At 72.3% G+C, this 22708-nt stretch carries 22 protein-coding genes and 1 tRNA gene; 7 read left to right on the top strand and 16 right to left on the bottom strand.

Translation table 11 applies throughout. The annotated features are described in order from the left end of the window. Positions 1-37 precede the first annotated feature (37 nt). Positions 38-553: a hypothetical protein gene (locus AC07F3_RS03335; RefSeq protein ID WP_479109943.1), complete on the top strand. Its 516-nt coding sequence runs from the start codon at positions 38-40 to the stop codon at positions 551-553. A gap of 63 nt (positions 554-616) precedes the next feature. Here the strand turns inward: AC07F3_RS03335 and AC07F3_RS03330 are convergent, their stop codons facing one another. After that, complete coding sequence (locus AC07F3_RS03330; protein ID WP_479109941.1) at positions 617-1279, bottom strand: chaplin; 663 nt, start codon at positions 1277-1279, stop codon at positions 617-619. A gap of 259 nt (positions 1280-1538) precedes the next feature. Between AC07F3_RS03330 and AC07F3_RS03325 the strand changes: the two genes are divergently transcribed. After that, a complete protein-coding gene (locus AC07F3_RS03325) occupies positions 1539-2384 on the top strand; it encodes a hypothetical protein (RefSeq protein ID WP_479109939.1) in 846 nt (281 codons plus the stop codon). Between the two features lie 24 nt (positions 2385-2408). Here AC07F3_RS03325 and AC07F3_RS03320 read toward each other — a convergent pair whose 3' ends face one another. The 4 genes from AC07F3_RS03320 to AC07F3_RS03305 all read right to left on the bottom strand — a co-directional run bounded on the left by AC07F3_RS03320 (position 2409) and on the right by AC07F3_RS03305 (position 5198). Next, positions 2409-3128 carry an MgtC/SapB family protein gene (locus AC07F3_RS03320; protein ID WP_479109938.1) on the bottom strand — a complete coding sequence of 240 codons (720 nt, stop codon included), beginning with the start codon at positions 3126-3128 and terminating at the stop codon, positions 2409-2411. A gap of 111 nt (positions 3129-3239) precedes the next feature. Next, the gene (locus tag AC07F3_RS03315) at positions 3240-3695 is read right to left on the bottom strand and encodes a PucR family transcriptional regulator (RefSeq protein WP_479109937.1); all 456 of its coding nucleotides are present in this window, start codon (positions 3693-3695) and stop codon (positions 3240-3242) included. A 3-nt stretch (positions 3696-3698) separates the two neighbouring features. Further along, a complete protein-coding gene (locus tag AC07F3_RS03310; protein ID WP_479109936.1) occupies positions 3699-4763 on the bottom strand; it encodes a PucR family transcriptional regulator ligand-binding domain-containing protein in 1065 nt (354 codons plus the stop codon). 361 nt (positions 4764-5124) lie between these two features. Continuing rightward, positions 5125-5198: transfer RNA gene (locus AC07F3_RS03305), tRNA-Pro, on the bottom strand. 93 nt (positions 5199-5291) lie between these two features. Between AC07F3_RS03305 and AC07F3_RS03300 the strand changes: the two genes are divergently transcribed. Beyond that, on the top strand, positions 5292-5777 hold the full coding sequence (locus AC07F3_RS03300; protein ID WP_479109935.1) for a DUF309 domain-containing protein: 486 nt from the start codon (positions 5292-5294) through the stop codon (positions 5775-5777). On the opposite strand, the gene AC07F3_RS03295 is transcribed toward AC07F3_RS03300, so the two are convergent. From AC07F3_RS03295 to AC07F3_RS03270, 6 genes are all read right to left on the bottom strand, one after another. Beyond that, entirely contained in the window at positions 5767-6396 is a 630-nt protein-coding gene (locus AC07F3_RS03295; protein WP_479109934.1) for a LutC/YkgG family protein, read from the bottom strand. The two genes, AC07F3_RS03300 and AC07F3_RS03295, sit on opposite strands and share 11 nt — an antisense overlap. Next, positions 6393-7811 carry a LutB/LldF family L-lactate oxidation iron-sulfur protein gene (locus tag AC07F3_RS03290; RefSeq protein WP_479109933.1) on the bottom strand — a complete coding sequence of 473 codons (1419 nt, stop codon included), beginning with the start codon at positions 7809-7811 and terminating at the stop codon, positions 6393-6395. Before AC07F3_RS03290 ends, AC07F3_RS03295 begins: the two co-directional genes overlap by 4 nt. Then, a complete protein-coding gene (locus AC07F3_RS03285; RefSeq protein ID WP_479109932.1) occupies positions 7808-8563 on the bottom strand; it encodes a (Fe-S)-binding protein in 756 nt (251 codons plus the stop codon). Before AC07F3_RS03285 ends, AC07F3_RS03290 begins: the two co-directional genes overlap by 4 nt. 138 nt (positions 8564-8701) lie before the next feature. Beyond that, on the bottom strand, positions 8702-9931 hold the full coding sequence (locus AC07F3_RS03280) for a cytochrome P450 (RefSeq protein ID WP_479109931.1): 1230 nt from the start codon (positions 9929-9931) through the stop codon (positions 8702-8704). A 109-nt stretch (positions 9932-10040) separates the two neighbouring features. Continuing rightward, a complete protein-coding gene (locus AC07F3_RS03275) occupies positions 10041-10898 on the bottom strand; it encodes a class II fructose-bisphosphate aldolase (RefSeq protein WP_479109930.1) in 858 nt (285 codons plus the stop codon). A gap of 54 nt (positions 10899-10952) precedes the next feature. Continuing rightward, positions 10953-11837, bottom strand: a complete 885-nt coding sequence (locus tag AC07F3_RS03270) for an SIS domain-containing protein (protein WP_479109929.1) — start codon at positions 11835-11837, stop codon at positions 10953-10955. 153 nt (positions 11838-11990) lie between these two features. Here AC07F3_RS03270 and AC07F3_RS03265 point away from each other — a divergent pair, with 153 nt between their 5' ends. Continuing rightward, positions 11991-12770 carry a DeoR/GlpR family DNA-binding transcription regulator gene (locus AC07F3_RS03265; RefSeq protein ID WP_479109928.1) on the top strand — a complete coding sequence of 260 codons (780 nt, stop codon included), beginning with the start codon at positions 11991-11993 and terminating at the stop codon, positions 12768-12770. Positions 12771-12830: 60 nt separating this feature from the next. On the opposite strand, the gene AC07F3_RS03260 is transcribed toward AC07F3_RS03265, so the two are convergent. Next, a complete protein-coding gene (locus tag AC07F3_RS03260) occupies positions 12831-13430 on the bottom strand; it encodes a TetR/AcrR family transcriptional regulator (RefSeq protein WP_479109927.1) in 600 nt (199 codons plus the stop codon). A 170-nt stretch (positions 13431-13600) separates the two neighbouring features. Here AC07F3_RS03260 and AC07F3_RS03255 point away from each other — a divergent pair, with 170 nt between their 5' ends. Together AC07F3_RS03255 and AC07F3_RS03250 are read left to right on the top strand one after the other, a co-directional pair. Then, positions 13601-14479, top strand: a complete 879-nt coding sequence (locus tag AC07F3_RS03255; RefSeq protein WP_479109926.1) for a phosphatase PAP2 family protein — start codon at positions 13601-13603, stop codon at positions 14477-14479. Beyond that, complete coding sequence (locus AC07F3_RS03250) at positions 14476-15378, top strand: DMT family transporter (protein ID WP_479109925.1); 903 nt, start codon at positions 14476-14478, stop codon at positions 15376-15378. The genes AC07F3_RS03255 and AC07F3_RS03250 overlap by 4 nt, the downstream gene beginning before the upstream one ends. A 158-nt stretch (positions 15379-15536) precedes the next feature. Here AC07F3_RS03250 and acuI read toward each other — a convergent pair whose 3' ends face one another. The 3 genes from acuI to AC07F3_RS03235 all read right to left on the bottom strand — a co-directional run bounded on the left by acuI (position 15537) and on the right by AC07F3_RS03235 (position 19884). Next, positions 15537-16523 carry an acrylyl-CoA reductase (NADPH) gene (gene acuI, locus AC07F3_RS03245; RefSeq protein ID WP_479109923.1) on the bottom strand — a complete coding sequence of 329 codons (987 nt, stop codon included), beginning with the start codon at positions 16521-16523 and terminating at the stop codon, positions 15537-15539. Positions 16524-16656: 133 nt separating this feature from the next. Continuing rightward, a complete protein-coding gene (locus AC07F3_RS03240) occupies positions 16657-18849 on the bottom strand; it encodes a glycoside hydrolase family 31 protein (protein ID WP_479110597.1) in 2193 nt (730 codons plus the stop codon). Between the two features lie 783 nt (positions 18850-19632). Then, entirely contained in the window at positions 19633-19884 is a 252-nt protein-coding gene (locus AC07F3_RS03235; protein ID WP_107090748.1) for a hypothetical protein, read from the bottom strand. Between the two features lie 921 nt (positions 19885-20805). Between AC07F3_RS03235 and AC07F3_RS03230 the strand changes: the two genes are divergently transcribed. After that, entirely contained in the window at positions 20806-21573 is a 768-nt protein-coding gene (locus tag AC07F3_RS03230) for an AfsR/SARP family transcriptional regulator (protein WP_479109921.1), read from the top strand. Between the two features lie 29 nt (positions 21574-21602). On the opposite strand, the gene AC07F3_RS03225 is transcribed toward AC07F3_RS03230, so the two are convergent. After that, complete coding sequence (locus AC07F3_RS03225; protein WP_479110596.1) at positions 21603-22574, bottom strand: phosphatidylglycerol lysyltransferase domain-containing protein; 972 nt, start codon at positions 22572-22574, stop codon at positions 21603-21605. Between the last annotated feature and the right edge of the window lie 134 nt (positions 22575-22708).

The raw sequence follows: 22708 nt of genomic DNA, 5'->3' as shown, positions 1-22708 counted from the left end.
GCGACGGGAGGCGCGGCGGCTTCTACTCTGCGAGCTCATGAACACGACACGCCTCGTAGGTCTCGGCCTCGCCGCGGTCCTGTCGTGCGTCGGCGCCCTGTTGTTCAGCGTGGACGTCCCGGCGAACGCCGACACGGCCGACCTCGCGTTCGCCACCGACACGGACGCGGTCGTCCCCGGCTCCACCGTGGACCTGACGATGACGCTCACCAACACCCAGGCGACCGGCATCCGGTTCGTCTACCAGTCGATCCAGCCGACCTGGGAGACCGCCCGGCAGGGCGACCTCAAGTACACCCTGGTGGCATGTGACGCGGCGGGTGACCCCTGCACGGACACGGCCAGGCTGGGCCTCGACTACGCGGTTCCGCTGGCCCCCGGCGCGAGCCGCACGGTGACGCTGACCTACCGCGTCGCCCCGGACTCCGCGTGCGGGCGGACCCTGAGCTTCTCCTCGTACCTCTACTACGAGTACGGCGGCGGCCTCCACTCGGCGAGCGACACCTACACGAGTCCGGAGATCCGGGTCGCGTGCCCGCCCCCGCACGGCTGAGCCGTGCCGTGGCATGGACGTGACCCCGGCATCCGCGCCGGGGCCACGACTCCTTCGCGCGCGCTACCGCGTGGCGCCGCGGAACCTGCGGTAGAGGATTCCGCCGCTCAGGAGCAGGGCGGCGGAGGCGGGTACGGCCAGGCCCATCCCGTCGGCGCCGGTGTGGGCCAGGGCGGCCGCCCGCGGCACGGGCAGCACAGGGGTCGCGGGGGCGGCCGGAGCCGGTGCGGGCGCCGGGTGCGAGGCGGGCGGCGTGGCGGGGTGGTGGCGGACCGGCGTGGACCCGTTGGTCGCGGTGTTGCCGACGGCCGGGTTCAGCACGCCGACGACACTGACCGAGTTCCCGGAGATGTTGACGGGGAGGTCGACGGGGAGCTGGAGGCCGTTGCCCGAGACCACACCGGGCGAATCCTTTCCGCGTCCGGTCGCGGTGGCTCCGCCGGTGTCGCCGTGCACGGGTCCGCCCTTGGCGCCGTGGTGCCCGCCCGGGCGGTTGGCGCAGGTGTTGCCCGCGCTGGGGTTGAGCAGCCCGAGCACGTCGACGGTGTTTCCGCACACGTTGACCGGGACGTTCACCGGAAGCTGCACGGCGTTGCCCGCCAGCACGCCCGGGGAGGAGTCAGCCTTGCCGTCGGCGCTGGAGTCCGCGTAGGCGTAGCCGGCCGCGACCAGCACACCGCCCGTGGCCACCGCCGTGACCAGGCCTTTCATGGCGACCCGTCTCATTGGTTTCCTGCCTTCCGGAGTTCGGCGCGGGCCACTCGCCCGCACCGCCATCAACGCGGGAGGGGCTGGAGGGGTTATGCCTAATACGCCTTTCACCCCATCGAGTGGCCTGATTATCGATTTGAGTCAGATCTGTCAGTTTCATGGGGGTAAGCACCCATATATACGTGCGCGACAAGGCGCCGCACACCTGGTCGAATGGGTCCCGGGGGCGGGCCCCGACCCGAGTGCGCCCCATGGCAAGATCGAGCGGAGGTCGGTGGGGAGTCCCTGGCCGGAGCGGGTCTGGGAGTTGATGGTGCGCGGGGACACGGAAGCCCGGGTGCGGGCGGCGCGGCCGGAACCGGCCGCCGTGGAAGTGCTGCGCCCCGTCGCCGCACCGGTGGCCCGGCCGGTCGGCCCAGCCGAACGCAGCCTCAAGCGCTTCGTACGTTTCCTCGGGCGCAACCTGCTCCGCGAGTTCCGCTCCATCGTGGTGCGGCCCGTGCGCGCGCTCGCGCGGCGCGGCCTGTCGGGCATCCTCGTCGCGATCGTCGCCTCGGCGGCGGTCCTCTCGCTGCACGCCGTCGACCAGTACCACACCGGGGCGACGCTGGTGCGGCTCACCTCGCACGTCCGGGGCGACATCCCGCTCCCGCTCGTGCTGCTCCGCACACCGCTCTCGCTGTTCGTCCCGGCCCGCGACCTGCCCGCCCTGCCCGGCATCCCCGTGCTGTTCATCGGGTTCGCGCTGGCCCAGCTGGTGCTCGGCCGCACCCGGACGCTGGTGGTCGCCTACGCCGTCTCGCTCGCGGGCACGCTCAGCGCCCGCGTCATGATCGCCGTGGGGCCCCGGTGGTGGGGGCTCCCGCCGGAGGCGGCCCATGTCATCGACACCGGGGCGTCCGCGGCGGTGGTCGGCCTGTTCGCGCACATCGCCACGGTCAAGCGGGCGCCCGTGCTGTTCCTGTTCGCCGTCACCCCGACCGTGATCCGCTCCTTCGAGAAACCGAATCTGGCGGGCCGGGAGCACATCGTCGCGATCACCTTCGCCGTGCTCCTGGGCCTCCTCGCGACCCGTGGGCCCGGAAAGGCACGGGCGGCCGCCGTCGAGCGCCCGGCCTGAGACGCCTCGGGGTCCCGGCCGACCTCACTCGTCCTGGTCGCCCTCCCGGTTGCAGGCCACCACTCCCGCGACGTCCGCGAACCGCGCGGTGAGGGCGCCCAGGTCGCCGCGACCGACCGCGGAGACCAGGACCTCCGCCGTGTCCCCGACGCCGCCCGCCCTGAGCATCTGCAGCCCCGCGACGGTGAACCCGGCACGCTCGCACTGCTCCATGACCTCCCGCACGAGCCCGGGCCGCTGTTCGTAGGTGATCCGGAAGGTCGTCGCCACGGACCGCATCGCGGGCAGCCGGTGGACGAGGGGACGCACCGCGTAGGCGACGACGAAGTACGCGGCCGTCGCCAGGACCGAGAGCAGCGGCAGCCCCGCGGCGGCGGCCGCGCCCACGGCCGCCGTCAGCCAGATCGTCGCCGCCGTGGTGAGTCCCTGGACCGACCCGCGGTGCACGAAGATGACCCCGGCCCCGATGAAGCCGACCCCCGACACGATCTGCGCCGTCACCCGGGACGGGTCGAGCTCGACCGTCCCGGCGCTCAGGACGTCGGTGAAGCCGTACTTGCTGACCAGGGTGAACAGGGCCGCCCCGACCCCGACCGTGGTGTAGGTCCGCAGCCCGGCGGCCTTCTGCCGGATCTCCCGCTCCAGGCCGATGGCCGCCGAGAGCAGGAACGCCAGGCCGAACTCGCCCGCCTGGAGCCAGCCCTGCCCGCTCGGCTCCAGCACTCCGGCCGCCCACGACTGCATCCCCTGCCCCTTCCCGCTCAGGCCACGCCAACCGCACGAACAGGCTCTCCCTACCCATAGAGCCACATTCCATGACGCCGCGCCCGTGCGGGTGCCCCCGGCCCGGGGCCGTCAGCGGCAGCGCAGCGCGGCGTACAGATCCAGCTTGTGCTCCAGGCGGGAGAGGTCGCGTCCGGTGAGGACCTCGATGCGCTGGACGCGGTAGTGGACCGTGTTGACGTGCAGGTGCAGGGCCTCGGCGGTGCGCGCCCAGGAGCCGTTGTGGGCGAGGAAGCACTCCAGGGTCTCGCGGAGCATCTGGGAGGAGGCGTTGCCGTCGTCGGCCAGAGGGCCGAGGACCCGGTCGTGGTAGGCGGCGCGGACGTCGGCGGGTATGCCCGCGAGCAGCCCCTCCAGAGTGGTCAGCTCCTCCACCGAGCCCAGCCCCGCTCCCCCGGGGACACGCGAACGCGCCGCGGCGAGGGCATAACGGCCGCCGGTCAGGCTGGAGTTGAGCCCGTCCGCGGTGGCGACCTGGGCGCCGACACCGCCGTGGAGCGGCACGTGCGGCGCGCAGCCGTGCGCCACGGACTACAACTCCCGTATCTCGTCGGGAAGTTCGGGCCCGGCCCGCACAACGGCCACGGCCTCTCCGTGCGGCAGCCGCCCCAGGGCGAACGGCCGGCCGGGCGTGTGGCGCAGCACCTCGGCGAGCGCGTCGGCCGCCGCCCCCTGGTCCGCCTCGGCGTCCGTGGCGGCGATGACGACGCGGTACGGGCCCTCGTGGGCCAGTCCGCAGGCCGCGAGCGCACCGCGCAGCGCGGCGGAATCGGCGCCCGGCGCGTCGATGAGGCGGACCAGTTCGCCGGCCCGCCTGCGGGTCTCGTCCCTCGTCCGGTCCCGGCCGTACCGGTGGTCGGCGAACACGTCCGCCGTCTCGTGCAGCAGGCGCGGTGGCACGGCCGTCGCGTCGACGAGGTGCAGGTGCCAGCCGTCGTAGGGCGAACTGTCGGTGTCGATCCGCAGGGTGAGGCCGTCGGGCGCGCGGCGCAGCAGCTCACGGGCCCGCCGCGCGGGGAGCGCGGGGGCCTTCGGGGTGCGGGCCACGGTGCGCCCCGTCGGGGTCAGTACGTAGCAGTCGGGCGCCCCGAGGTGGGCGAGCGCGCGGTCGAGCAGGACTTCGGGCTCCGCGCCCGCGCGGACGAGGTCGCTCAGTTCGCTGCGGACGTTCTCGGGCAGGGCGTAGCGGTGGGAGGTGGGGCGCCTGCTGAGGTCTCCCCACTGGCGCAGGTAGACGGCCTCGGTGATGGCACGGAAGTTGGTGCGCGAGGGGACGGCGAGCAGGGCGATGCCGTTCTCACGGCACGAGCGGGTCAGCTCGTCGGGCACGCCGCCGTGGGTCTCCTCGCCGGCCAGGAGCGCCGCCGCCCCGGCCGTGGCGAGCGCCGAGACGAAACGGCTGACCTTCTCGGTCCCGTTGCCGGGGCTCCACCACACCAGGCCGCTCAGGACGACCTCGCCCGGCCGCAGGAAGCGGGTGGGGTCCTCCAGGTCGGTGGCGGTCACGCCGGTGATCTCCCGGACGAGCTGCTGTTCCCCGCCCCAGAGCAGTTCCAGGTCGAGCGATTCGAGACGCAGGAGGTCTTCGACGTGCATGAGGGGCTCCTTGGTGCGGGTGCCGGGCCAGTGGACCGGTTCTCGCATTCACCAGGTGAACATGAGTTTCTGCATCGTAGATGCAAGGCGGTATGGCCGATACACCTCTTGTTTGATCCTCCAGGAAGGCCGCCTCGCGCTGGTGGTTTTCCGTGTGACGCACCAGTCACATCCGCCCCGGGCCGCATGGTTCACTCGTCCCGTGGGGCGCCGCGGTCGAGTGCGCGACCGCGCCGCGCGGTGAACTGCGCCCCGCGCGGCGGGGGTTCCTCGATGACCAGGCCTCCGGAGCGCCCCCGGAACGCCGAAAGGCCGCATCGGAAGATTTCCGATGCGGCCTTTGGGCCACGACTCCTTCGAGTCGGGACGACAGGATTTGAACCTGCGACCCCTTGACCCCCAGTCAAGTGCGCTACCAAGCTGCGCCACGTCCCGGTGCCCGTCTGACCTGGGGTTTCCCCCGGCCGTTCGTGCACGAGAACCATACCGCACTCCGGGACCGCGGCAGGAACGGGGGACAATCGCCGCATGGACAGTTCAGCGCACCGCGATCGTGACGACGAGGGGCGGGCCCGTAACGCCCGGCCCCGGGACGGGCTCGGCCGGCCGTTGCCCTACGGCGCCGAGGGGGTGGCCCGTCAGCCGGAGGGCGTGACGAGGTCGCCCGGGGAGACGGTGCGGGAGGCCCAGCGTCTGCTGGACGCGGGCATGCCGTTCCACGCGCACGAGGTGTTCGAGGACGCCTGGAAGGCGGGTCCGGCCCAGGAGGAGCCGCTGTGGCGGGGGTTGGCGCAGCTGGCGGTGGGCCTGACGCACGCCGCGCGCGGCAACGCGAAGGGCGGGGCCTCGCTCCTGGAGCGCGGCACCGGCTCGCTCGCCCGGTACGCGGCGCGCGACGGCGTGCCGACGTACGGGATCGACCTGGACGGCCTCGCCCGGTGGGCCCAGGAGCTGGCGGGCCGGCTGCCCGGCCCGGTGGACGCGGCGGCCGAGGCACCCCGGATCACCCGCTGAGCAGGACCACTTCGAGGGTGCGCGGGCCGTGGACGCCCTCCACCCGGTCGAGTTCGATGTCGCTGGTGGCCGAGGGGCCCGAGATCCAGGTCAGCGGGCGGCGCGGGTCGAGCCGCCGCATGGCCTGCGGGACGGAGGCGACGACCTGGTCCGGGACGCGTACGACGCAGATGTGGTGGTCGGGGACGAGGGTGACGCGGCGGCGCCCCTGGCCCGGCCCCCCGTCCAGGACGAGGGTGCCGGTCTCGGCGATGGCGAGCGCGCAGCCGGTGACGACGCTGTCGACGGCGTCGAGCTGGGCCGCCGTCGACCCGGCGGCGTCCTCGACCCGCTCGCAGGAGGCGGCCGCCGTCCACCGCGGCGGCAGCCCGTCGGGCACCAGCACGCTCCGGGCTCCCCGCGCGGCGAGCAGTTCGGCGACGAGGGCGCCCACCCCGGCCGCGTCCGTACGGTGCACGAGCGCGCGGTAGTCGGCGAGGTTCTCGTGCAGCAGGTCGAGGACGGCCGCCGGGTCGTCGGGGGTGTGGCTCGTCAGGTAGTCGCGCAGGACGGCGGGGGCCACCGGGGCGTCGCCGACGGCGGCCCGCACCCGGGCCAGGATCGCGTCGCGTGAGCTCATGAGCGGTTCTTCCTCCACCAGTCGCGGAAGGGTTCCTCGGGGAGTTCGGGCAGGTCACGGCTGTCGGTCCAGGCCGTGGCGCCCGGCGGCCGCTTCGGGTGCAGGGCGCGGGTGCGCGCCGCGGCCCGCTCCCCCGCCGCCATGATCCGCGGACGGTCCATGGCCCAACTGGCCGCCTTCATCGCCGCCTTCTCCAGACGGTGGCCCGGGCCGCCCTGGTCGGCGACCTTCTCGCGGAGGTGGACCAGGACCTCCGGGATGTCGATGGCGACGGGACAGACCTCGTAGCAGGCGCCGCACAACGAGGACGCGTACGGCAGCGACGCGTCGATCTCGCTCGTGGTGCCCCGGAGTTGGGGCGTGAGGATGGCGCCGATGGGGCCCGGGTAGACCGAGCCGTAGGCGTGGCCCCCCGCCCGTTCGTACACGGGGCACACGTTGAGACAGGCGGAGCAGCGGATGCAGCGCAGGGCCTGGCGGCCCACCTCGTCGGACAGCGCTGCGGTGCGGCCGTTGTCGAGGAGCACGAGGTGGAAGTCCCGCGGCCCGTCGCCTTCGACGGTGCCGGTCCACATGCTCGTGTACGGGTTCATCCGCTCGGCCGTCGAGGACCGCGGCAGCGTCTGGAGGAACACCTCCAGGTCCTGCCAGGTCGGGACCACCTTCTCGATGCCGACGACCGAGATCAGGGTGTCGGGAAGGGTCAGGCACATGCGGCCGTTGCCCTCGGACTCGAAGACGACCAGGGTGCCGGTCTCGGCGACCATGAAGTTGGCGCCCGAGATCCCGACCCTGGCCCGCAGGAACTTCTCGCGCAGGTGGAGCCGGGCCGCCTCGGCGAGGTCGGCGGGCGTGTCGGTGAGCCCGTCCGGGGCCGGCCTGCCCCAACTCCCCATCCGCTCCCGGAAGATGTCGCGGATCTCGCCCCGGTTGCGGTGGATCGCCGGGACGAGGATGTGCGAGGGCCGGTCGTCGCCGAGCTGGACGATGAGCTCCGCGAGGTCGGTCTCGTAGGCGTGGATGCCCTCGGCGGCGAGCGCCTCGTTGAGGCCGATCTCCTGGGTGGCCATCGACTTGACCTTGACGACCTCGCTCTCCCCGGTCGCCTTGACCAGAGCGGTGACGATCCGGTTGGCCTCGTCCGCGTCGGCGGCCCAGTGCACGGTGCCCCCGGCCGCGGTGACCGCCTCCTCCAGCCGGAGGAGGTGGCGGTCGAGGTGGCGGAGCGTGTGGTCCTTGATCCGTTTGCCCGCCTCGCGCAGCTGCTGCCAGTCGGCGAGTTCCGCGACCGCCTTGGCGCGCTTGTCCCGGATGGTGTGGGTGGCGTGGCGCAGGTTGCCGCGCAGCGTGGTGTCGTGGACGGCGTCGCGGGCCGCCTTCGGGAACGCGGGCATGCCGACGAAGGTGCCGCTCATACGTGGGGCTCCGCTTCCGTGCTGAGCAGGATCTCGGCGATGTGGAGGGCCCGCAGCGGGGCGTCCTGCCGGTGGAGGATGCCGCCGATGTGCATCAGGCACGAGTTGTCGGCGCCGCACAGCACGCCGGCTCCGGTGGAGAGGGCGTTGCGCACCTTGTCGGCGCCCATGGCCGCCGAGACGTCGGGGTTCTTGACCGCGAAGGTGCCGCCGAAGCCGCAGCACTCCTCGGCGCCGGGCAGCTCGCGCAGCTCCAGGCCCTTGACGGCCTCGAGGAGCCGTCGCGGCCGGTCGCCCAGGCCGAGCGAGCGCAGGCCGTGGCAGGAGGGGTGGTAGGTGACGGTGTGCGGGAACCAGGCGCCGACGTCGGTCACCCCCAGCACGTCGACGAGGAACTCGGTCAGCTCGTACATGCGGGGTGCCAGCGACGCGGCGGCCTCGCCGAGCTCGGCGCCCCGGCCTTCGGCGGCCGCCTTGCGGGCGATGCGCGGGTACTGCTCGCGGACCATCGCCGCGCAGGATCCCGAGGGGGTCACGATGTGGTCGTAGCCCTCGAAGACCCGTCCCATCCGGCGGACCAGGGGCTCGGTCTCGTGCCGGTAGCCGGTGTTGAACTGCGGCTGTCCGCAGCAGGTCTGCCCCGCCGGGAACGCGACCTCGACCCCCAGCCGTTCGAGCAGCTTCACCGTCGCGATGCCGGTGGCCGGGTACACCGCGTCGTTGACGCAGGTGACGAAGAGTGCGACTCGCATGGTCGGAGGATATGCCGCGAGCGGAGCCGACGGTAGGACCGGGATCAGCGGAGATTACCTCACCAATCGGGCGTTCGGCCGCGACCGGAGTGCCGATACATCGGACAACTGGCGTGTCTCTAAGCCGAGTTGAGGATCTCACCACACCAGGTGAAGCTCCTCCGGTGAGCGGTGGATCATCGTCGGGCGCATGACGACGGGTCTGTCCTCGGCCAGGCGCATCCCCGGCAGCCGCGCGGTCAGCAGTTCCAGGGTGATCCGGAGCTGCTCGCGGGCCAGCGACGATCCCGGACAGCCGTGCACCCCGTACCCGAAGGCCAGGTGGCGGGTCGGCGGGCGGGTGATGTCGAAGACGTCGGGCCGTTCGTGACGGCTGGGGTCGCGGTTGGCGGATCCGTACGCCACGAACACCACCGCGCCGGTGGGCAGTTCGGTGCCGGAGAGCACGACCGGGCGGGTCGTGATGCGTCGGAAGCCCTGGATCGGGCTGTCGTAGCGGGCGGCCTCCTCGACGGCGGCCGGGATCAACTCGGGCTTCTCGCAGAGCAGTTCCCACTGGGTGGGGTGGTGCATCAGGTGCAGCACCGTCGAGCCGATCAGGGCGCTGGTGGTGAGGTGCCCGGCGAGCAGGAAGTTCTGGAGATGGGCCACCATCTCGTGGCGCTCGTCCAGCGTGAGCTCGGTGGCGGGCGACTCGCCGCCGGGGGCGAGCGCGCTGATCAGCGTGGTGAACAGGTCGTCCCGCGGGTGGGCGTGGCGCTCCCGTACGTAGCGGTCCAGGAGGTGCTGCATCTCCACGACGTCGCGGGCCGCGGCGAGTTGGACCTCCTCCGGCAGCGGCCGGAACAGCAGTTGTTCGGCCTGGTGGCCGCCGTGCACGACGAGCGGGACGTCCGACGGGTCCAGGCCCACCAGGCGTCCGATCACCTGCCCGGGCAGCTTGAGGGCGAACTCGGCCATGAGGTCGGCCGAGCCGCGCTCGGCGAAGCCGTCGATCAGCGCCGAGGCCCGGTCCACGGCGTACGGCACGACCGCGGTGACGCGGGTGGGCGAGAGGCCGTGCACGATCGGGGCGCGCAGCCGCTGGTGCAGGGCTCCGTCGGAGCTCACCACGACCGGCCGGCCGCCGAAGCCCCGGCCCATCTCGGCGAGCACCGCGGGCCCCGGCAGGACGTCGGGGCGCAGGGAGTTGGCGGAGGAGAACGCCTCCGGGCGGCGCAGGACTTCGCGTACGTCCGCGTCCCGGGCCACCAGCCAGGCGTCGAGCTCCGGCACGAAGGTCAGGCCTTCGGCGTGCCGGGCCCGCGCATAGTGCGGATAGGGGTCGCGCTGCAGCGCGTCGAGCCGAGCGTGCTCATGCCTGTCCACAGGCCCATCGTCTACGACGTCCGGCCACATCGGAAGAGCGCCGGGCGGGCAGAACGTGGCGCTTTCGCCGCCGGGGCCGTGGACGGGCCCGGCGGCGGGGGCGTGCGCCTCAGGCGGTCCGGTCCAGCACTCCGATGAGGCGGGTGACGGTCGCCGCCATCGCCTGGCGGCCCACCGTCAGATAGGTGCGGGCGTCGACCGCCTCGGGGTGGGCGGCGAGGTAGGCGCGGATCGCGTCGGTCATGGCGATGTTGAGCGCGGTGCCGATGTTGACCTTGGCGATGCCTCCGGCCACCACGGCCGCCAGCGCGTCGTCCGGGACGCCGGAGGAGCCGTGCAGGACCAGCGGCACCCTCAGCGCGTCGTCCAGGCGGGCAAGGAGGGCGTGGTCCAGTTCGGCGGTGCGCGAGGTCATGGCGTGGGTGCTGCCGATGGCGACGGCGAGCGCGTCGACGCCGGACTCGGCGACGAACTGCCGCGCCTGGCCGGGGTCGGTGCGCGCGCCGGGCGCGTGGGCGTCCAGCGGGGCCTTGCCGTCCTTGCCGCCGACCTCGCCCAACTCGGCCTCGATCCACAGGCCTTGGGTGTGCGCCCAGTCGGCCGCGGCCCGCGTCGCGGCCAGGTTCTCCTCGTACGGCAGATGGGCGGCGTCGTACATGGCGGAGCTGAATCCGGCGTCGGCGGCCTGGCGCAGGAGTTCGTCCTGCTTGACGTGGTCGAGGTGGAGGGCGACGGGCACGGAGGCGGCTTCGGCGGCCGCCGCGGCGGCGCGGGCGAGCGGCAGGACCCGGCCGTAGCGGAACTTGACCGCGTTCTCGCTGACCTGGAGGACGACGGGCGACCTGGCGGCCTCGGCGCCGGCGATGACGGCCTCGGCGTGTTCGAGCGTGATGATGTTGAAGGCCGCGACGGCGCGGCGTTTGACGGCGGCCTCGGCGACGAGTGTGCCGGTCCGTGCGAGTGGCATCAGTGCTTCCCCTTCACCTGTGTCCCGTGGTTCGGTGTCACGCGCCGTTCCGCCTCAGGCGCCGTCGAGGATGACCGAGCGGGTGAGGTGGCGCGGCCGGTCCGGGTCGAGCCCCCGGGCGGCCGCGACGGCGACGGCCAGGCGCTGGGCGCGGACGAGTTCGGCGAGCGGTTCGAGGCGGCCCTCGATCCACCGGGCGCCGGTGGCGGCCACCTGCTCGGCGAGGCCCTCGGGGGCTTCGCCGAACATCCAGGTGGCGGTCGTGGTGGTGGAGATGCTGATGGGGCCGTGGCGGTACTCCATCGCCGGGTAGGCCTCGGTCCAGGACAGCGAAGCCTCGCGCATCTTGAGGGCGGCTTCCTGGGCGAGGCCGTTGGTCCAGCCCCGGCCGAGGAAGCTGAACTGGGTGGATTCCACGAGGCCTTCGGGCAGGGGCTCGGCGAGCGCGGTGCGGGCGTCGGTGACGGCCTGCTCGGTGTGCAGCCCGAGGTGGGCGCGCAGCAGGGTGAACGCGGTGGTGGCGAAGCGGGTCTGGACGACCGACTCCTCGTCCGCGAAGTCGAGCACCACGATGTCGTCGGCGGCCTCCATCACCGGGGTGGTGGGGTCGGCCGTGATCGCGGTCGTACGGGTGCGGCCGCGCACCTGGGCGAGCAGGTCGAGCACCTCGGTGGTGGTGCCGGAGCGGGTCAGCGCGACGACCCGGTCGTAGGCGCGGGAGGCGGGGAACTCGGAGGCGGCGAAGGCGTCGGTCTCGCCGAGGCCGGCGCTCTCGCGCAGGGCGGCGACGGCCTGCGCCATGAAGAAGGAGGTGCCGCAGCCGACCACGGCGACGCGTTCGCCGGGGGCGGGCAGGGCGTCCTTGTGCTGGAGGGCCAGGTCGGCCGCTCGCTTCCAGCATTCGGGCTGGCTGTTCAGTTCGTTCTCGACATGGCTCATGCCGGGCTCCCACCCTCTGGATCTGACGCGTCCGCCGCTCACAGCGCATGCTTGTTTCTGCAAAAGATAGCTAGATTTCGAGCACAATCAAGCATTCGGGCGTGCGCTAAGGTCATTACGGACGGTTACCGGTACGAAGAACGGAGGGCGCGGATGTCCCGTGACGCCCGCTGGCAGGCGCTCCTCGAACTGCTCGTGGAACAGGGCCGTCTCGACGTCGACGAGGCGGCGGCGGCGCTCGGGGTGTCGGCCGCGACGATCCGCCGGGACTTCGACCAGCTCGCCGAGCAGCAGATGCTGGTGCGCACCCGGGGCGGCGCGCTCGTGCACGGCGTCTCCTACGAGCTGCCCCTGCGCTACAAGACGGCGCGCCAGGCCTCGGAGAAGCAGCGCATCGCGAAGGCCGTGGCGGATCTGGTGGCCCCCGGTGAGGCGGTCGGCCTGACCGGCGGCACCACCACCACGGAGGTCGCCCGCGCCCTGGCCGTGCGGCCCGAACTGGCCACCGGATCACCGGCGTTGACGATCGTGACGAACGCGCTCAACATCGCGAACGAGCTCGCGGTGCGGCCGCAGTTCAAGATCGTGGTGACCGGCGGGGTGGCCCGCCCCCAGTCGTACGAGCTCACCGGGCCGCTCGCGGGCGGGGTGCTCAACCAGATCACCATGGACGTGGCGGTGCTGGGCGTCGGCGCGTTCGACGTGACGCACGGCGCTTCGGCGCACGACGAGGACGAGGCCGGGATCAACCGGCTGCTCTGCGAGCGGGCCGAGCGCGTGGTGGTGGCGGCGGACTCCACGAAGCTCGGCAAGCGGACGTTCGCGCGGATCTGCGCGACGGCCCAGGTGGGCACCCTGGTCACCGACACGGGCGTCTCACCGGAGACCGCCGCCCGCTTCACCGAGGCCGGGGTGACGGTCCTGGCGGTCTGAGCCGCCGGGCCATGCCTGGCCCTCAACGGGCCTGCGCCACTGGCGGGTTGAGGGGTCGGGTCAGCCGATCCGCAGCGCCGGGAAGATGACCGACTCCATCAGGCCGAGCAGCGTGTCCCCGCCCTGGAAGCGCTCCTCGAAGAGCCGCTCGACGCGCAGCATGCCCATGACCATGGGGGCGACGTAGCCGATGGCCGGGTTGTCCGCCGCCACCTCGCCGCGCTCGACCCCGCGCCTCAGCATCGCGTCGAGCGCGGCGATCTCGGGGTTCAGAACGGTCTCGCGCAGCGCCTCACGCAGGTCGGGGTGCTTGATGTAGGCCTGGCCGACGGCTTCCATCAGCGCGGTGTCGGGTCCTTCCCGGCGGCCGACCGCCCGGGCCGCCTCGCGCAGGTCCCCGGCGAGCGTGCCGGTGTCGATGCCGGAGAAGAAGGAGCAGCGGCTGCGTCCGAGCGCCGCCGTGACGAGCAGCGGCTTGTTCTTCCACTGGCGGTACAGGGTGGCCTTGCCGCACTTGGTCCGCGCGGCGACCCCCTCCATCGTCACGGAGTCGTAGCCGCCCTCTCTCAGCAGGTCCAACACGGCGGCGTACAGCTCCAGCTCACGCTCGGGGCTGATCTTGCTGCGGCGGGCAGCGGCCGTGGCGGCCTGCGTCGACATCGTTCCCTCCGAAGAAAACAAGCGGTGCTCCTGCACGTACGAGAGTAGGCTCCGCTCAATCGAGACGCAAACGTATCGAGACGTTTGCGTCTCGATGAGTTTCGATCTAGCCTTCCTACGTTTGCTTGTGTTTCTTCCACGTATCGATCCAGGTTCTAAGGGGCCGGAGAATGTTTGCCGGTATAACCACGGGGGCGCGTCGCCAGACCCGCCCCACCGGACCGGAGACGACCGCTTCCCGGCCGCCCCTGGTGCGCGAGCTGCTGCTCGTGACCGCGCTCTTCCTCGTCTACAAGTTCGGCCGACAGCTGGCGAACGGGCACGAGGCGAGCGCCTTCGACAACGCCGACCGCGTGTGGAGCTGGGAGCGCGCCCTGCACCTGCCCGGCGAGGGCTCGGTCCAGCACCTGCTGCTGCACGGCGACACCCTCGTCAAGGCCGCCAACACCTTCTACGCGACCGTGCACTTCCCGGCCACGGTGGCCTTCCTGGTCTACCTGTACCTGCGCCGCCCGGCCCACTACCTCTGGTCCCGCCGCGTTCTGGCCGGGCTCACGGCGGCGGCCCTGGTGCTGCACATCACGGTCCCGCTCGCCCCGCCCCGCATGCTCACCGCCGCGGGCCTCGTCGACACCGCCCAGGTCTACGGGCCCTCCGTGTACGCGGCGACACCGGACAACGACGCCATGGCGAACCAGTTCGCCGCGATGCCCTCGCTGCACTTCGGCTGGGCGCTGATGGTCGCCATCGGGCTGATCATGGCGACCCGCGGCCGCTGGCGCTGGCTGTGGCTGCTGCACCCGGCGCTCACCCTGTTCGTGGTCGTCGGCACCGCCAACCACTACTGGCTGGACGCGATCGTGGCCACCGCGGTGCTCGGCGCGGTGCTCTACTTCGTGCCCGCGCCCCAGCGGCCCACAAGGTTGCCTGCGGCATCCAAGCCGCTCCGGTCGGCGTCGCGGCCCGCGTCCGAGGCCGCTCTCGCGTCCCCGCAGGCGTCCGCTCCCACGCGCACCCCCGCGCCCGAGCTCTCCGAGGCCGTGCGATGAACGAATCCGCGCTGCTCGCCATCGTGCTCTCGCTCGCCTCGGCCGCGGGTTACGCGCTGGCCGCCGTCGGCCAGTCCCGGCTCGCCGCCCAGGGCGGCGGCGGGATCGGGCGGTTGCTCACCCGCCCGCTGTGGTGGTGGGCGGTCGGCCTGAACGCGGCCGGCGCGCTCATGCACGTGGCCGCGCTGCACTACGGCCCGCTGACCCTGGTCCAGCCGCTCGGCGCGCTCACCCTGGTCGCTGCCCTCCCGCTCTCCGCGTACTACGAGCGGCGCCGCGTCACCCGGCGCGAGTGGCGCGGCGCGGCCTGGACGCTGGCCGGACTCACCGGCCTGATCGCCGTCACCGGCCCCGCCGCCCCCGGCGACGCGCTCAGCCTGAGCGAGGCGCTCGCCATCGCCGCGGCCACCGCGCTGCTGCTCGCCTTCCTCGTACGGGCCGGAGCGCACTCCGCACGCGGCGGCGGCCTCGGCCACGCCACCGCGTCCGGCGTCGCCTCGGGCGTGGCGTCCGCGCTGACCCAGACGGTCACCGCCTCGCTGGCCCGCGAACTGCCCGGGGGCCCGCTCGCCTGGTGGCAGACCACCCTGCTCGCGGTGCTCGTCGCGACCTTCGCGGTCGGCGGCCTGCTGCTCTCGCAGGCGGCCTACCGCGGCGGCCTCGCCGCCCCGCTGGCCGTGGTGAACCTCGCCAACCCGGCGGCGGCCGCCGTCATCGGGGTCGCGCTGCTCGGCGAGAGCTTCCACGGCGGCCCGCTCGGCTGGCTGATCGCGGCCGCGTCGGGAGGCGTCGCGGCCCGCGGAGTGATCATGCTGACCGGCGCCACCCCCGCCGACCTCCCCGCCCCCCTGCCGACCGAACTCCCCGCCCCCGAGCCGGTGGTCCGGATCACCGTCTGAGGCCACCGCCTCGGAGACCGAGCGCGATCGCGTTCGAAGACGGCGAGGGGTGTGCCCGGGGGCACGGGAAGTCCGCCGCAGGGCCGCCGACGGGACCCCGCACACCCGAGTGCAGGACCGTCGGCCCCCTCATCGAAGGCCGGACCCCCGGCCCGGCCTCACGCGTTGACGTCCACGACCGTGCGGCCCCGGACCTGACCGGCGAGGATGCGCTCGGCGACGGCGGGCACCTCGTCCAGGCGCACCTGCGTGGTCATCTTCTCCAGCAGCGTCAGGTCCAGATCGCGGGCGAGCCGCTCGTAGGCCCGCACGCGCCGCTCCATCGGGGCCTGCACGGAGTCGATGCCCACCAGGGTCACGCCGCGCAGGATGAACGGCAGCACGGTGCCCGGCAGGTCGATCCCCTGGGCCAGGCCGCAGCTGGTGACCGTGCCGCCGTAGCGGGTGCTCGCGAGGGCGTTGACCAGGGTGTGGCTGCCGACCGAGTCGACCGCCGCGGCCCAGCGCTCCTTGCCGAGCGGGCGGCCGGGACCGGAGAGTTCGGCCCGGTCGATGATCTCGGCGGCGCCGAGTTCGCGCAGGTAGTCGCTCTCGGCGGGGCGTCCGGTCGAGGCGAGCACCCGGTGGCCGAGCCCGGCGAGGAGCGCCACGGCGACCGAGCCGACTCCGCCCGCGGCGCCGGTGACGAGGACGTCGCCGCTGTCCGGGGTGACGCCCGCGTCCTCCAGGGCGAGCACGCTGAGCATCGCGGTGTAGCCGGCGGTGCCGATCGCCGCCGCCTGCCGGGTGGTGAGGCCCTCGGGCAGCGGGACCAGCCAGTCGCCGCTGACCCGCGCCTTCTGAGCGAATCCGCCGTCGTGCTGCTCGCCGACGCCGTAGCCGTTGAGCACCACCTTGTCGCCGGGCGCGAACGAGGCGTGCCCGGACGACTCGACGGTGCCCGCGAGGTCGATGCCGGGCACCAGCGGATACGTGCGCACGATGCCCTTGCCGTGGGCGAGGGCGAGGCCGTCCTTGTAGTTGACGGTCGAGTAGTCCACGGCGACGGTCACATCGCCCTCGTGGAGCTCGCTCTCCTCCAGCGTGACGGTGTCGGCCCGGTGGCCCTGCTCGTCCTGGGTGACACGGATGGCGCGGAATGACATCGAATCGATCTCCTGGCGTTCGGGTGCCTGTTCAGCCGTGCGTCGATCTTGCCCCAGCCTTCTCCGCGGGCGCGCGGAGGGGCCGTACCGGACGGCTCACGGTACGGCCCCCGACCCGGTGGCGGGCGTCAGGTCACGCGATCTCGACGGAGAAGCCGTGGCCGGTCGACTGCGCCGGTGTCCTCACCTCCGTCACGCCGGTCGCGGGATCGACGTACCAGCCCGTGCGCGCGGCGGCCAGCTCCGCCGCGGAGCCGTAGCGGTGCAGCCGGTTCCCGCCGAGGGCGACGACGGTGGGAGCCGACGCGGAGTGAACGGTGAACCGGTAGGAGCGGGCGGACGGCTTGCCCTGGTACCTGCCCACACTGGGACCGACGTTGAGGACCGAGGCGCGCCCGGCCGAGGTGACCTGGACCCGCTGGGTGGCCGAGGCGCCCTGGGTGAACTGCCGGGTCACACCGTCGTCCTCGTACAGCGTGTAGGAGGACGTGCCGAGGCGGGGATAGACGTCGTAGTCCAGCTCGCCCTTGTCCCGGGTCTGCCAGGACGTCGTGTTCCGGGGCCACATCGGCACGATCGAGCCGCCCTTCACGAACAGCGGGAGCGTGTCGAGCGGGGCCGCGTAGTGGTCGATGGTCGTCGGACCCTGGTAGGTCCGGCCCGTCCAGTAGTCGGTCCAGGTGCCCTTGGGCAGGTAGATGCCGTCGCGGACGCTGGTGTCGCTGTAGACGGGGGCGACGAGGAAGTCCGGCCCGGCCAGGAACTCGTACTTGGCGTTCGCACCCAGGGTGTCGGGGTCGTCCGGGTACTCCAGGGAGAGCGGGCGGACCGCGCCGACGCCGGTCTTCGTGGCCTCCTTGGAGAGCCCGTACATGTACGGGATCAACCGCTCCTTGAGCTGGAGGTACTTGCGGTTGATGGAGGCGTACGGCTCGCCGTCCAGCCAGGGCTGCTGATCGGCGGCCTTGCCGGTGGTGAGGTCCTTGGCCCAGCCGTCCATCGTCATGATGGCGGGCAGGAACGCCTTCCACTGGAGGTCGCGGGTGTACATCTTGGGATCGTGGCCGAAGATGCTGCCGACGTCACCCGTGTTGTACGCGATGCCGGACAGCGTGGCCCCCGCGTAGGTGGGGATCTGCCAGCGCAGGTAGTCCCAGCTGAGCTTCTGGTCGCCGCTCCACAGGACGCCGCAGCGCTGTGCTCCGGCCCACGAGACGGGCAGCCACACGAAGCCGCGCGCGTCGCTGTTGTTCTCGATGCCCGCCTTCGCCTGGTCGCAGGCGTTCAGGGCGAAGCCGTAGCCGTTGCCGACCCAGGCCACGTCCAGCTTCGCCACCCGCTGGCCCGCCTTGACCTGGTCGGCGAGCTTGTCGAGGCCGTCCTGGGTCCACAGTCCCAGCTGGGCGTTGTGGGCCTGAAGGCCCTTGCCGGTCTCGGCGAGGTTCTCGTAGCCGCAGCCGTAGCCGTCGTTGACGAGCATCCAGCCGAGCGGCATCTGGTTCTGGGTGTAGCCGTCGGCGACCTTGAGCGCGTCCAGGGTGTGCCGCTCACCCCGGTTGGCGTTGTGCAGGTAGCAGTCGGAGTCGCCCGGTTCGAGCCCGTAGACGGGCGGCATGAACGGCTTGCCCACCAGCGAGGTGTACTTGCCGATGACCGACTTCACGTCGCCGGTGAAGTAGTAGGCGTCCAGGCGCCGTTCCTGCTGGCCGGTGCGCACCCGCGGCCCGAAGTCGTACACGCCGGGAGTGAAGGTGTTGCGGAACACCCCGTATCCGGCGGAGGAGATGTAGAAGGGCTGGGAGTTGTTCCAGCCGCCCTCGTTCCAGTTGGTGTTGTTGCCCACGTTCATGACCTGGCCGCGGTGCGAGAAGCTGCCGTTCTGCTCGCCGCCGCCGAAGAACTGCTCGTCGGCGCCGCGCGTCAGGCTCTGCCGCATGCCGCCGGAGGTCCAGCGCAGCGGGTCGGCCTCCGACCAGATCGCGCGCTTGTTGTCGCCCTTGTACAGGGCGAAGCGGAGCGGCTTCTTGTAGACGCGCAGGACGACGTCCTTGCCGCGGATCCCGTAATAGGCGCCCGCGTCGAAGGACTTGGTGTTCTTCTGCGGCTTGGGCTCGGTCTGGATCATGTGGCTGCCGGGCGGGTCGGTGAACGTGCCGTCCGGGGCGGCCCGCAGCCGCAGCGTGTCGTCGGCGAGGAAGTCCACCCGGGCCTTGAGCGCGCCGGCGGCGATGTCGTACGTCCCGTCCTTGCCGCCGAACGCGGTGAGGCCGCCCGCGTCGGTCGGCTCGGGCAGGTACGCGGTGCCCGTGAAGGAGTTGTGGTGCACGTCGTAGGGCACGACGACCACGTGGTACGTCCCCGACGCCTTCGGGATGACGGTCGCCTCGGGGTCGGCGGTGCCCGCGCTGGAGGCCACCTGCTTCCCGGCGTCGTCGTAGATGTACAGGTCGAAGTCGTCGGTGGGGGTGGCCCATTGGATGGAGACGGGCACACCGCCCTCCGGGTTGTCGTCCCACTCTCCGGCCGGTGGGTGCACCGTCAGGTCGAAGCGGGCGCACACCGCGCCCGCCGGGTCCTGCGCGGGCGGCGGGCACTTGTCGGGTGAGCCGACGGTGCCCTTCTCGTAGACCGGGCTCTGCCAGGTGAGGGACTTCGTGCCGCTGTCCAGGACGCCGCCGGGCGGGGCCGCGGCCTCGGCGTGGGCGGCCGGGACGGTCAGCACGGTGAGGCCGAGCGCGAGCGCCGAGAACACGGCGACGGCGGGCCTTCGGGGCGGATGGGAGCGATGCCAGGGGGTCCGCAAGGGTTCGTTCTCCGTTCGTACCGAGCAACAGCCGGGCGCGGCGTGCGCGTTCATGCTTGGAACAGTGGAGTTTCGAGCATCAAGATTCACCGTGAGGCGGGGACATGTCAACGCTTGAGGCAGGGGGAACCCGGACTTCCGCAGTGATGTCGATGCCGGGCGGGGCAAGTGGAGAGTGGCCGCCCCGCCCGACCCCCGGCGCGCGCACGCCACGCAGCCCCGCCACCTGTCGGCTGCGCCGGGCGGCGGGGCTGGGTTCACGTCTCAGGGCCGAACGCGCCTCCGGTCAGGAGCGCGCGTACGCCGTCACGGCAGGACGAACCAGTCCATGCCGAGCGCCGCGGCGAGACCCACGACGAGGAGCCAGGACCCCAGCCGGGTACGCCCGTTGCGGCTCAGCTCGATCACGACACCGCACAGGATCAGGGCCAGCCCGTACACCCCGACCACGAGGACGGAGGAGCGGGTCGCCAGGCGCACGACGAGGATCACCCCCATCGCCGCCATGAGCACGCCCGCGGCCACCATCCGGATGCGCCGCGCCTGCCGGGGAGCCATGCCCCGCCGCTCCCCCGCGTCGACGGGCTCCGCGGAGACGTCGGCGGCCTCGGCGGGCTCAGTGGGCTTGGCGGGTTCGGTCGCAGGCGCATCATCGGCGTGACTTGCGGGCGCGGTGGGCCCGGTGGGCGCGGTGGCAGGCGCATCATCAAGGTGGCCTGCGGGCTTGGTGGGCCCGGTGGGCTTGGTGGGCTTGGTGGGCCCGGCGGGAGCAGCCTCGGGGGAGTTCGCGCTCTCGGAAGTCGCGGGGGCAGACCCAGCGCCGGTGTCAGTCGCACCCTCGGCGCTCCCTGCGCCGGTGTCAGCCACGCCCTCGGCACGCCCGGCCGCACTCACGGTGCCTGCGTCGGCGGCGGACTCGGTGCCCCGGGGCCGTGAAAGCCCCTTCGCCGTGGGCGGGTTCGTGGCCTGCTTCGGTACCGCCCCTTCCGCCGCGTCGGCGGCCCCACGCGCTTCCGGTGCCGCGTCCACCGCTTGCTCTTGATCCGAGGTGCTCATGAGCCCGGATCGTAATCGCTCCCCCCGTTACGGTGTTCCCTCCCGGTCACGACCGCGCCACACCTCTGCGTGAGCCCCCTCACAGGCGCCCGCCGGACGATTGCGCGCGGACGCCCGTCACCTGCGACGCTCCCCCGTTTCCCGGATCACCGCGCGACAGCCGACGTTTCGGTGTCAACTCCCCTTTGACCGCTGGTACGTTGACCCGGATAGCAGGGCGAAATACTCTTTCTCCATGTTCTCTACGGGGGTAGAGCACTGCTCTTGGGAGCGATGGGCGAGAGATCGACGCCGAAGAACGTCGATCATTCCGCTGATCCGCGGCCCGGCCGATTCGCCGGGCACATCTGATCCACCCGCCGGGCCGCACGGCCCCGCAGCCGTGGATTCCTCTTTTTCTGCACGCAGCACGGGGGAAGCACGTTGAAAGTTCGCCTGCTCGGGCCCCTTGAATTGACCGATGGACACATCACGTTCAAGGTACCCGGTGAAAAGCTCAGGGCGCTCGTGGCGGCACTCGCCCTATCGCCCAACCGTCCCGTATCACGCAACGACCTCATCGACGAGCTGTGGGGAGAGGATCTCCCTCGCAATGCCGAGAACTCCCTTCAGGGCCATGTGGCCCGGCTCCGCCGCGTCATCGAATCCCGCACGGGCCACGACGGTCTGCGGGAACTCGTCCGCACGTCCAGCTTCGGCTACGCCTTGGCGCTCCCCGAGCGCGACGTGGATGCCACCCTGTTCGAGTCGCTGGTACGCGAGGCGACGTCGGTGGGCTCCGGTGACCCCGACCGGGTGGTGCGGCTGCTGACCGACGCGCTCTCGCTGTGGCGCGGGCCCGCCCTGCTCGACGCCGGGCAGGGGCTGATCAGCCGCATGGCGTACACCCGGCTCACCGAGATCCGGCTCACCGCGTACGAGCACCTCTTCGACGCCGAGCTCACCCGGGGGCTGCACCGCGAAGTCATCACGGAACTCCAGCAGTTGCACGCCCAGTACCCCTTGCGGGAGCGGTTCTGCGAACAGCTCATCACCGCGCTGTACCGCTCGGGACGCCAGGCAGAGGCGCTGGACGCCTACCACCGCACCCGCCAGCGGCTCTCGCACCATCTGGGTCTGGAGCCGGGCGAGGCGCTCCGCGCCAGGTTCCAGGGCATCCTGCGCCAGGAGCCCGTGCCTGCCGGTCGCTGAGCCGTGCGACGAGCACAACACCCGTCGCTTCACAGAGAGTTGGTGACCCGCAACAGCTGCCAGATGGCGCCTGCCCGGGCCCTCCCCTGGAAGGCCAGGTACTCGGGCAGGACCAGCTGTGGCGCCCATTTCTGTTTGTACGCCAGCTGGCTCGCGGCGGGGTACACCTTCTCGCCGTGGGCGGCGAGCTGTCGCAGGAACCAGGCCGTGGGCCGACTGGCCGACGGGGCCTCGTGCTCGGGCGCGAGGCCGGTGAACGGGGTGAAGCCGAGGTGCAGCCACGCGGCACCCTCCGCGCGGAAGGTCTCCACGGCGGTCAGGTTGATCGTCTCCAGGAGGCCCGGGACGGCCTGCGGCACGCGGCGGCTGAGGTCGTGCAGCAGCCCGGGGCGCCGGCCGAAGGCGGGCGAGTACGAGATGTAGGCGACCGGTTCGCCCCCGATCCGCCCGGTGAACAGCCTGCGGTGGGCCTGCCCCGGACCGCCCAGCTGGCCCACGAGGAACTCGATCTCCTTGACGTGCCGCCCCTTGCCCCGCAGCCACTGCCGGTCGATGGCCCGCACCGCGTCGACGACCTCCTCGTACGGCTCCTCGGACACGGTGAGTCCGCTGCGGCGCGCCCGCGAGACCTTGTTGCGCAGTTTCACGAAACGCGAGCCTGTGAGCCCGAATTCGGAAAGGCGCAGGGAGTACGAGGCGCCGACCTGGTTCACAGTGAATCCACAGCGCGCGTAGAGGGCGACGTCCTCGCTCTGCAACTGGACGGCCGCGACGGTGGCGCGGCGTGCCCGCGCGAAGTCGAGGAAATCACGCAGGAGTTCCTCTCGCACATGCTCCGGCGCGAAGACCCCGCCGAACTGCATCAGATACCGCCCGGCACTCCGATAGGCGATCACACCCGCCCTCCCGGGCACGGTGAAGTACTCGTTTCCCGCGTTCATCGCCAGAAACGCGCTGGGATGGTCCGCGTGGTCCCGCAGTTCCCTCAGCACGCTGTCCATGGCAAGGACATGACCGGTCATCGATGCTCCTCCCCTGGTCCCGCGAATCCTCGCACCGCGCCCCGTCGAATTCCCTGACGCGGCCGTCTCAGCGCCGTCTCAGGTGCGTCTCAGGCCGCCCTGGAAAATTTACT

Source organism: Streptomyces sp. NPDC045846 (assembly GCF_056431605.1).
The sequence above is the reverse complement of the archived record's forward strand: the minus strand, read 5'-3'. Positions and strand labels throughout refer to the sequence as shown.

What these genes read in the sequence shown, in the direction of transcription:
- AC07F3_RS03335 (WP_479109943.1), top strand. Translation starts at nt 38, where the DNA reads ATGAACACGACACGCCTCGTAGGTCTCGGCCTCGCCGCGGTCCTGTCG.
- AC07F3_RS03330 (WP_479109941.1), bottom strand. Translation starts at nt 1,279, where the DNA reads ATGAGACGGGTCGCCATGAAAGGCCTGGTCACGGCGGTGGCCACGGGC.
- AC07F3_RS03320 (WP_479109938.1), bottom strand. Translation starts at nt 3,128, where the DNA reads ATGCAGTCGTGGGCGGCCGGAGTGCTGGAGCCGAGCGGGCAGGGCTGG.
- AC07F3_RS03310 (WP_479109936.1), bottom strand. Translation starts at nt 4,763, where the DNA reads ATGCACGTCGAAGACCTCCTGCGTCTCGAATCGCTCGACCTGGAACTG.
- AC07F3_RS03300 (WP_479109935.1), top strand. Translation starts at nt 5,292, where the DNA reads ATGGACAGTTCAGCGCACCGCGATCGTGACGACGAGGGGCGGGCCCGT.
- AC07F3_RS03295 (WP_479109934.1), bottom strand. Translation starts at nt 6,396, where the DNA reads ATGAGCTCACGCGACGCGATCCTGGCCCGGGTGCGGGCCGCCGTCGGC.
- AC07F3_RS03290 (WP_479109933.1), bottom strand. Translation starts at nt 7,811, where the DNA reads ATGAGCGGCACCTTCGTCGGCATGCCCGCGTTCCCGAAGGCGGCCCGC.
- AC07F3_RS03285 (WP_479109932.1), bottom strand. Translation starts at nt 8,563, where the DNA reads ATGCGAGTCGCACTCTTCGTCACCTGCGTCAACGACGCGGTGTACCCG.
- AC07F3_RS03275 (WP_479109930.1), bottom strand. Translation starts at nt 10,898, where the DNA reads ATGCCACTCGCACGGACCGGCACACTCGTCGCCGAGGCCGCCGTCAAA.
- AC07F3_RS03270 (WP_479109929.1), bottom strand. Translation starts at nt 11,837, where the DNA reads ATGAGCCATGTCGAGAACGAACTGAACAGCCAGCCCGAATGCTGGAAG.
- AC07F3_RS03265 (WP_479109928.1), top strand. Translation starts at nt 11,991, where the DNA reads ATGTCCCGTGACGCCCGCTGGCAGGCGCTCCTCGAACTGCTCGTGGAA.
- AC07F3_RS03260 (WP_479109927.1), bottom strand. Translation starts at nt 13,430, where the DNA reads ATGTCGACGCAGGCCGCCACGGCCGCTGCCCGCCGCAGCAAGATCAGC.
- AC07F3_RS03255 (WP_479109926.1), top strand. Translation starts at nt 13,601, where the DNA reads ATGTTTGCCGGTATAACCACGGGGGCGCGTCGCCAGACCCGCCCCACC.
- AC07F3_RS03250 (WP_479109925.1), top strand. Translation starts at nt 14,476, where the DNA reads ATGAACGAATCCGCGCTGCTCGCCATCGTGCTCTCGCTCGCCTCGGCC.
- acuI (WP_479109923.1), bottom strand. Translation starts at nt 16,523, where the DNA reads ATGTCATTCCGCGCCATCCGTGTCACCCAGGACGAGCAGGGCCACCGG.
- AC07F3_RS03235 (WP_107090748.1), bottom strand. Translation starts at nt 19,884, where the DNA reads ATGGCTCCCCGGCAGGCGCGGCGCATCCGGATGGTGGCCGCGGGCGTG.
- AC07F3_RS03225 (WP_479110596.1), bottom strand. Translation starts at nt 22,574, where the DNA reads ATGGACAGCGTGCTGAGGGAACTGCGGGACCACGCGGACCATCCCAGC.